This window comes from Nocardia sp. NPDC003345, assembly GCF_053589395.1.
In genome coordinates, this window is sequence record NZ_JBSFRU010000309.1 from 1 (window position 1) to 7,852 (window position 7,852).

The window sequence follows — 7,852 nt, forward strand, 5'->3', positions numbered from 1 at the left end:
GGCCGGTGCCACCGCGACGATTCCGGCGATCACCCGGGTGGTCACCACGAACGGCACCGATCGGATGCCGAGGGATTCCAGCGCGTCGATCTCCTCGGAGATCCGCATCGACCCGATCTCGGCGGTCATCCGGCATCCGGCCTGCGCGGCGAACCCGACCCCGGCCGCGATCGGCGCCAGTTCCCGGGTGATGCCGAAAGCCGAGATGAGGCCGCTGAGCTGGCCCAGCGACAGCAGATCGAGCGCGCTGTAGGCCTCGATCCCGATGGACGCGCCCATGGACGCGCCGAGTAGCAGCATCAGGGGCACCACACCGCCGCCGATGATCACCGAGCCGCGGCCCCAGGTCATATCGGTGATCACCGCGACGGTCTGGCGCCGGTAGTGCAGCAGGGTGTAGGGGATCGAGGACAGCACCTGCCAGCCGAAGCCGATCGCGAAGCCGATCGCGTCGATCGGGCCCAGGGGCCGCACCCGGCGCGCGACCCGGCTCAGCCGTTTCAGCCCCGGCGGGACATAGGGCGCGGCGGCCATCACGCCATCCTGACCGGGATGAACATGGTGACGATCTGGGTGATCACCGTATTGAGCACCGCCACCGCCGCCACCGACATCACCACAGCGGCGTTGACACCGTCGGCGACGCCGCGCGGCCCGCCCTTGGCCTCCAGTCCGCGCTGGCAGGCGACTATCACCACCAGGAACCCGAAGATCATCGCCTTCACCAGCGACACCCAGATATCGACAGTGGTGGTGAACGACCCGAAGGACTCCCAGTAGCTGCCCGGCGTCACATCGAGCGCCACCACCGCGACCAGGAACCCGGCCGCGATACCCACGACGATGATCAGGATGTTGAGCAGCGGCGCCACCACCATCATGGCGGCGATCCGGGGTACGACCAGCCGCTGGATCGGATCCACGCCCATGACGCGCATGGCATCGACTTCTTCGCGGATGGTCCGGGCCCCCAGGTCCGCGGCGATGGCCGCCGCGCCCGCGCCGCCCAGCAGCATGGCCGCGGCCATCGGCGCGCCCTGCTTGATCACGCCCATTCCACCGGCCGCGCCGATCATGGTGTCGGCACCGAGCTGGGAGACGATATTGCCGACCTGGGCCGAGAGAATGACCCCGAACGGGATGGCCATCAGGACCGCCGGTACGGCGGTGACCGTGATCAGGAACCACGCCTGCGCCAAACTCTCCCGCACCTGGAAACGCAGCCCCACCGCGTCCCGCGTGCCGATCCGGACCGCGTAGGCACCGATGCGGAGGGCGCGGCCGAAGGTGGCCAGGCTGGCGAGGACCGTGCCGGAGAAATTTCGGCGCAGCGTGGTGCCCGGTCCGATTCTCTCGGCGCCGTCGCCGGTTGCCGCCTCGGCTGCGACCTCTGCCTTCGCGAGATTCGGTCCGACCTGCGCACGGCTGATCTCCGCTGCGCCTCCGCCTGCCGCCGGAGGGCTGTCCGCACCCTGCATACTCGCCTTCACCTGGTTCAGTGCCGGCCCAACCTCGTGCACAGCAATCCGAACAGCAGGTTGGACATCTGTCCGGACGGTACTACACCCATATGTCCGGCGCTGGAATTTCGGGATAAGGAATATCCGGCCGACCATTCGTGGACCGTGTGGCCGGTTTTCGCACCGGTCGAGACCACCGGCTCCTCCAGCCGGGGCCGGGTGCGGGTCGGACCGGAAGTCGCGCGGGACGCCGGCTCCGTAATCGGGAACATCCTCGCGGCGCCGGCGGCCGCACGCCCACACTCGGGGAACCGGGTTCGTGTGCTTGTGCGGTTCGAGCGGCGCGCACGCCTGCACTGCGCTTTCGTGGGACGCTGTTGGAGACGAATTTCCGGACGTCGGGAACCAACTGGCGGGCGGGGTCGTCCAAGCTTGTGACGAAAAGTTCCGGCCGCGTGCAGGTTCGGATCGCGGGGTGCGCCGGGTCGGCGAGATGGTGGCAGCGCGGGCTCGCCGCCGGGTAGGGAGGGACCGACATGTTGATGGATGTGGCGGCGGTGCAGGGCATCGCCGGTGATCTGCAGGGGTCCGCGGGTGCGGTCAACGACGCCGCGCTGCGTGTCGCGGAGGTGCTGCGCGGGTTCGAAATCGCCGATGCCGGCCGGGACTATCAGGCGGCCGGTGAACGGATCGGGCGCGGCCTGGACGATATGCGGCGATCGCTGTTCGCCTGGGCCAACTGTGTCCAGGACTGCGGGTCGGCCCTACAGGCCAGCGCGAGCAGTTGCACCGGTGTCGATCAGTCGACGGCGGTCAACCTCGGTGCGGTGGCGGGGTCGTTCGAATGAGACAGGGCGACAACGGCAGCATCGACGGGATCCTGGACGCCGGCGCCGCGGGCCTGCGCTATTTCGAGGTCTTCGGACCCCGGTACCGGGAATGGACCGGCGGAGATCCCGCGGGTGGCGACTACTTCGGTCTGGCTGCCCGCTACGACCAGCAGCGTGGCATGGATATCGCCTTGCTCGGCGATCTGGCGACGACACTGGGCGAGGAGCTGGACGGCCGCCTCGATGACCAGGCCGCCACGCAGACCACGCGTTTCGCCGCGGTTCCCGATTTCTGGAATGGATCGCCGGCCGCCGACAACGCGCGGGGATACCTCACCGACACCGGCGGCAGGGTCACCACGAATCTCGACGCGCTGCGCGCGGTGCGGACCGCGGCCACCACCGCGGTCACCCAGATCGAAACCGCTGTCCGTACCAAAGCGGATACGATCGCCGAGGAGTTCACCGCGGACGCCGCGGCGGGTAAATCGCCGCAGCAGATCGACTGGTTGATCGACCTCGCCGCGGGTCGCGGGGATACCGGCGAGTCGACGCAGGACCGGCTTCGTAGTGAGCTTCCCGAGCATTACGTCGAGGGGGTCGAACCGGCCACGGCGTGCCGTAACTGGCTCGATCAGGTTTTCGTCCCCGAGATCGACGCCAAGGTCGCTCGCTTCACAACCCTGTGCGCCGAGGCGCACACCGCGGTGACCGTGGGCTACGACCAGTTGATCCTCGCGGTCGAGGCCATCGAGCCCGCGGCGTTCCTATCTCCCGGCGGCGCGCCTTCGGCCGATACCGAACTCGGCACTGTCTCGGGGAAACCGAGCTATCTTGCCGTGGTCGGCTCCCAGCCGGCCGTCACCGAACCCGATGGCGACACCCCGCCGGCCGGGCAGAACCCCGCGCGGACACCCGAGGACACCCCGGAGACCCCCACAGAACAGGACACCCCGTCCAGCTTGGCGCTGACCAGCGCACCGGCCGCCGCAGAGATCAGCGAGACCGCCGAGGTTCCCGGCTCGTCGACCGGGGACCCGGCCGGCACCGATGACGGCGGTGACCCGTCGGATACCGGCGAGCCGGCCGCGCCGGTACTCGAGGACACGGCCGGCGACGGCTCCGAGCCGAGCCAGGAGGATGCCGGTCTCGGCGGTGACGATCCGGCAGCGACACCTCCGGCGGATACCGGTGCGGCGACGCAATGGACTCCCGCCGATATCACCGGCATGGTGACCGCTGTCAGCGGTATCACCGGCACGATCCCGGATCTGATCACGGCGGTCAGTGGCCTGGCCGGCAACCTCGACGAGATCATCGGCGCCACCGGCGATGCCGTCGCGACCGTCATCGATGCCGTCGACAACCAGCCCGCGGCAGCGGAGCCGCCGGCCGAAGGCGATGTGCCGGTTTCGGAGGTCCCCGAGGGTGCTGCGCCCGCCGGAGACGAGGGCCTGGGGCAGCAACCCGCGCCGACGGATTCGGGCGAGGGAGCCGCCGGTGAGGAGGGAGCCCAGCCTCCTGCGGAGACGGGTCTGCCCGGTGAGGAAGCGGCTCCGGCCCAGGAACCGGTGGTGGAGGAACCGGGGCAGAGCGAGCAACTCCTGGACACCGGGGACACCGGCGAAGAGGCCGGGCTCGAGCCGCAACTGCCCGCGCCCACGCCGCCACTCGAAACAGCCGCGAGTACCGATCCCGCTCTGATCGCGGCGGCCTCCAGCCTGCGCGGCCTGACACCCACCTCTTCCGCCGCTACCGGCCCACGGCCCGCTCAGGTGGTCGCCACAGACCCTCCGGAAACGGAAAGCTCGCTCTCCCTCTGAACGGCAGAACCCGCAGACAGGAACACGCTGGACAGGTGTGAAGTGCGATGGGCGGGCCACGAAGGCTCGGCGGACCGGCACTGGCGTCGCTGATTCCCGCTTCGGGAATGGTTCTCTTCAGCTACGCGACAGGCGGTATGTCGGGTGACATATTTCAGCTGTATGTGACACGCACGCTGGGATACAGCCCAAGCCTGATATCCGTGGTCGCCCTGACCATGATCGTCAGCGTCCCGATCCAGCTGTTCGCTCCGCGGCTGGTGGAATCGATCGGGCATCGCCGGACGATGATCGGGGGCAGCCTTCTGTTCATACCGTCGCTGCTGTTGCTCTTCGCCGCGGGAGACGCAGCGACAGCGTCACGGACGGCCGGTGCGATCTGCCTGATCGCCGGAACGGTATCGGCGGAGATAGCGATATCCATTTCGTACGGAGCCGCGTGGTCGGCGTGGGTGGCCGACTTCACCACGTCGGCGACGCGCCCGGTCTACCTGTCCATCGCGGGCTTCGCGTCGCAGGGCACCCTCGCCGCCGCGTTCGTAGTGCAGACAACGGTGTTCGGCGGCGAGGTCGGATCGGCCTTCTATCATTGCGTTCTGGGCTACTGCCTGCTCTACACGGTGGCCTCCGTGCTGGTATTTCGTGTTCTTCCGGACCCGGTGGCGCACCACCGGGCGGAGCAGGCCGCGGCGCGAGTGGGCTGGCGGGAGATACTGTCGGAACGGACCAATCGCGTGATCCTGCTCGCGCAGATCGCACAATTCCTGATCGGTGTGCCCCTGCTCTCGGTCTACGCGATATCGGTACTGGCCGTACCGGCGGCAGCGCTCGGAGTCGTTCTCGTGCTGCGAACGGCGGCGGCGTTGGCCGGAATGCCGATGGCCGGCTGGTTCATCGCCCGCTTCGGAACCCACCGCGCCCTGGCGGTATTCGGCGGTGCGCTGGTCGCCGAGATGGTCATCTGGACGGTTCTGCCCGAAATCGGTTCCGCCACCGCGGCCATCGCGGTGTTCACGGTCCTGGTTCTCGCTTTCCAGCTGTCCAAGTGCGTGTTCGCTGTGGCGACCGGCAGTGTGGAGTTCGACGTGGTCGAGCCGGCACACCGGGTACGTACGTTCACGCTGATGGATATCGTGTCCTCCGCGGCGATGCAGGCCAATATCGCCGTCGGTGGCCTCGTGGTCGCTCTCGGTCACCGGTACGCGCTGGTCGACAATTCGTTCATCAGGCTGGATGCCGCCAAGGTATCGACGGCGGCCGGAGCCTTCGTGGCGCTGCTGATGACCCTCGAATATCGCCGGTTGAACAGGCCGGTGGCGGCGGCCGGGCAGGACGAGCGTTCGGCCAGGTCACGGACGTAGGATAGTGGTAGCCGGGGCCCGTTCGTCGAGGAGGCGGCAATGACCGACAGCCCGAGATCGATCGCGGAAACCACACCGGTGCTATCCGATGGCGACGGGGAAGGTTTCGCTGGGTACGGAGTGATGGGGCAGCCGTTCGCCAGCGGCCACTACCTGGCGTTCCGGCGTTTCGGCGCCAGTTCGGTGGGGCCGGGATACGAGTCGGTCTGGCACCGCGACCCCGCCGGGCAATGGGTCATCTTCAGCAGTGCGCCGGCCGAGGTGAGCTGTCCGCGCTATTACGGCTCCGCGCTGGCGGACGCCCGCTGTGCGGATATCGCCCTCACCTGGACCGGACCCGCCGCATTGACCGTGGAGATACCCGGCGAGCTCGTCTGGGATATCGAGTTGAGCCGGTCACCGGCGACCAGGGTGATGTCCGGTCTGGGCAACCTCATGCCGCCGAGGTTGTGGCACAGCCCGGCGGTTCTTTCCGTGATGTCCCGGATCGCTGGTCCGGCGTTGGGGGTCGGGCGGGTGCGATTGCGCGGTACCGCTCCCAACGGTCAGTGGTTTCGGCTGAACCCGAAACTGCTGTGGACCGTCGACCGCACGGCGGCCCGTATCCGTGGTGTCTCCATCGGCCCGCCCGGGCCGGTGGCCGAGCAGGCGCGGATCGGCGATTTCTGGCTGCCGCAGCGGGGCATGTTCGCGGTGGGTCAGGCGTACTTCGAGCCGTTCGACGTCACCCGGCATCGTGCGGCCACCTCAGGAATATGAGGCGGCCCCGACGGCCACCACCGCCGGGCCGGTTGCCCGCGCGCCGGCCGTGGATCAGCTCGGTAGGGCGCCGAGTTCAGTTGTGACGAGCGAGTCGACCATGTCGTTCATTTCCGCTACCAGACCCGCGGACCCGCCTCGGTGGGCGAGATTACGCATCTCCGAGGGGTCTTCGTACCGGTCGTAGAGCTCGTACTCGAAATCCGTTCGTGGGCCGTCAGCGGATTTCGGGTTGAAATAGCGGGCGAAGCTGTAGCGGGGTGTGATCACGCCCCGCAGGCAGTAATTGATACCGGGAAGCATCCCGCCGCTGGTTCTCGCGTCGGAGGTGATGAGCAGGGAATCGCGGACCGTTCCGGAGGGGTCGGCCAGCAGCGGGGTGAGGTCGTGCCCGGGAGTTGTGGGCGCGGTGGCGCCCGCCAGCGCGGCCAGGGTGGGAACCAGGTCGATATGAGAGGTCGGGGCGCCGGCGACGCTGCCGTGTACGGCGGTGGTGCGGGGATCGGAGATCACGAGCGGGACCCGCAGGTTCTCCCGGTAGATCATGGCGCCCTTCTGGCGCAGACCGTGTGCCCCGCCCATCTCGCCGTGGTCGGCCACCTGGACCACGACGGTGTCACCGGCGCCCCCGCTCCCGGCCAGGGCGTCGAGTACGTGACCGAAGTGGATATCTGTGCTGCGCATGAGTTCCAGGTACCAGTTTCCCCACTGCCGCCACTGGCGTTCACCCTCCGGCGAGCCGACGTCGTTGGGCATCACGCCGCCGACAACCTGGTTCAGGTCGCGCCAGGCGGTTTGGACCCCGGGCTTGGTGGTGAGGTCGGATTCGAAATTGCCCGGGACCGCGGCGCCGTAATCGGGAACATCCGCGAGCCGGTAGAAACGCGGGCAGAACATCATATCGTGCGGGTTGATCATGCTCACCACACATAACCAGGGGTCGGGGTCGGCGCCGTGGCGGCGCAGCCAATCGCATGCCTGCTCGACGACGCCGGGATCTTCGCGCAGTCCCTCGTTGGGGCCGCCGCCGGTGAGCACATCACGGGATTCGTCGAAACCGTAGGCGGTGAGCGCGGCCGGATCGGATCCGGCGGTATCGGAAAGATGCCATTTACCGACATAGGCCGTCCGATAGCCGGCGCCGCGCAGCACGGTGCCGAGGGTGGGGATGGTTGTGGACAGATCGGGCGACGCGGTCGCGCCCACGACGGTATCGAGAAGTTCGCCGCTGCCGCGGACGTTGTCGGTGATCCCCGAGACCGGGGCGTGCAAACCGGTGAAGAACGCTGAACGTGCGGGTGAGCAGGGTGCGGTCGGGGTGTGGTGCATGGCGAACCGGACCCCGGAGGCCGCCAGCCGGTCGCGGGTGGGTAGCCGGAAACCATCCGGTAAGGCGATATCGGCGCGTTCCTGGTCGGTCATGATCACCAAGATGTTCGGCCGCCGGCCGGGAGCCGACGCGGCGGGCGCGGCCGTGGCACTGTGCGCTGCCGAGACCACGGCAGGGACGGCGGCGAGCATGCCGAGTGCCGAGCGGCGGGTGAAGCGCCGACGGGGGACCGATGTACTCGACATGCGGAACGAACCTCCGGAAATGCGGCGGGAGCGGACCCGAGGGT

The 7,852-nt window shown here is 68.5% G+C and carries 7 protein-coding genes; 4 read left to right on the top strand and 3 right to left on the bottom strand.

The genetic code is table 11. The features are described from left to right. Both ACWDU1_RS25990 and ACWDU1_RS25995 read right to left on the bottom strand, forming a co-directional pair. Positions 1 to 534: ABC transporter permease (locus ACWDU1_RS25990; RefSeq protein ID WP_450002360.1), on the bottom strand; the 534-nt coding region annotated here is incomplete at its 3' end. Beyond that, positions 534 to 1,520 carry an MlaE family ABC transporter permease gene (locus tag ACWDU1_RS25995; protein WP_450002362.1) on the bottom strand — a complete coding sequence of 329 codons (987 nt, stop codon included), beginning with the start codon at positions 1,518 to 1,520 and terminating at the stop codon, positions 534 to 536. The genes ACWDU1_RS25990 and ACWDU1_RS25995, both read right to left, overlap by 1 nt. A 476-nt stretch (positions 1,521 to 1,996) precedes the next feature. On the opposite strand from ACWDU1_RS25995, the gene ACWDU1_RS26000 reads away from it, so the two are divergent. From ACWDU1_RS26000 to ACWDU1_RS26015, 4 genes are all read left to right on the top strand, one after another. Beyond that, the gene (locus tag ACWDU1_RS26000) at positions 1,997 to 2,308 is read left to right on the top strand and encodes a hypothetical protein (protein ID WP_450002364.1); all 312 of its coding nucleotides are present in this window, start codon (positions 1,997 to 1,999) and stop codon (positions 2,306 to 2,308) included. Further along, a complete protein-coding gene (locus ACWDU1_RS26005; protein ID WP_450002366.1) occupies positions 2,305 to 4,113 on the top strand; it encodes a hypothetical protein in 1,809 nt (602 codons plus the stop codon). Before ACWDU1_RS26000 ends, ACWDU1_RS26005 begins: the two co-directional genes overlap by 4 nt. 107 nt (positions 4,114 to 4,220) lie before the next feature. After that, a complete protein-coding gene (locus ACWDU1_RS26010; protein ID WP_450002368.1) occupies positions 4,221 to 5,474 on the top strand; it encodes an MFS transporter in 1,254 nt (417 codons plus the stop codon). 39 nt (positions 5,475 to 5,513) lie between these two features. After that, the gene (locus tag ACWDU1_RS26015) at positions 5,514 to 6,233 is read left to right on the top strand and encodes a hypothetical protein (RefSeq protein ID WP_450002370.1); all 720 of its coding nucleotides are present in this window, start codon (positions 5,514 to 5,516) and stop codon (positions 6,231 to 6,233) included. A 54-nt stretch (positions 6,234 to 6,287) separates the two neighbouring features. Here the strand turns inward: ACWDU1_RS26015 and ACWDU1_RS26020 are convergent, their stop codons facing one another. Further along, on the bottom strand, positions 6,288 to 7,808 hold the full coding sequence (locus ACWDU1_RS26020; RefSeq protein ID WP_450002372.1) for a sulfatase-like hydrolase/transferase: 1,521 nt from the start codon (positions 7,806 to 7,808) through the stop codon (positions 6,288 to 6,290). Positions 7,809 to 7,852 lie beyond the last annotated feature (44 nt).